Here is a 533-nt window from a genome sequence, read left to right as displayed (position 1 = left end):
TACCTGCACAGCAGCTGAGCATATTGAAGGTAATATTATTGATTATATTAATTACCCAGAGCGTATCTTTCCTGTTGGACGATTAGATAAAGCGTCAGAAGGACTTATTTTATTAACGAATGACGGCGGGATTGCCAATCAAATTTTACACGGTGATCATGAGCACGAGAAAGAATATGTTGTTACAGTTGATAAACCTTTTACAGATTGGTTTATTAATGAGATGTCCAGCGGTGTAAAGATTAAAGATGGAATGACGAAGCCATGTAAAGTGACGAGAGTGGATCAGTCTACGTTTCGCATCGTTTTAACGCAAGGAATGAACAGACAAATTCGTAGAATGAGCCGAGCTTTCGGGTTTACTGTAATAAAGTTAAAGCGAGAACGAATTATGAATATAGAGCTAAATGATCTTGAAGTAGGAAAGTGGCGAGACATTACAGCTGAAGAATTAGAATTATTAATAGGACAGTTATAGGGAGGAAAAATTTTCTCCCTATATTTTTTTGTCAGAAAAAATAAAACTATTGATT

At 35.6% G+C, this 533-nt stretch carries 1 protein-coding gene; it reads left to right on the top strand.

Going from position 1 to position 533, the window contains the following annotated elements; translation table 11 throughout:
• A partial coding sequence (locus EQV24_RS23625) for a 23S rRNA pseudouridine(2604) synthase RluF (protein WP_130627105.1) occupies positions 1–478 on the top strand: 478 nt, incomplete at its 5' end.
• Positions 479–533 lie beyond the last annotated feature (55 nt).

It is taken from the genome of Enterobacter sp. A8 (assembly GCF_004296595.1).
GTDB classification, from domain to species: domain Bacteria; phylum Pseudomonadota; class Gammaproteobacteria; order Enterobacterales; family Enterobacteriaceae; genus Enterobacter; species Enterobacter cloacae.
The sequence above is the reverse complement of the archived record's forward strand: the minus strand, read 5'-3'. Positions and strand labels throughout refer to the sequence as shown.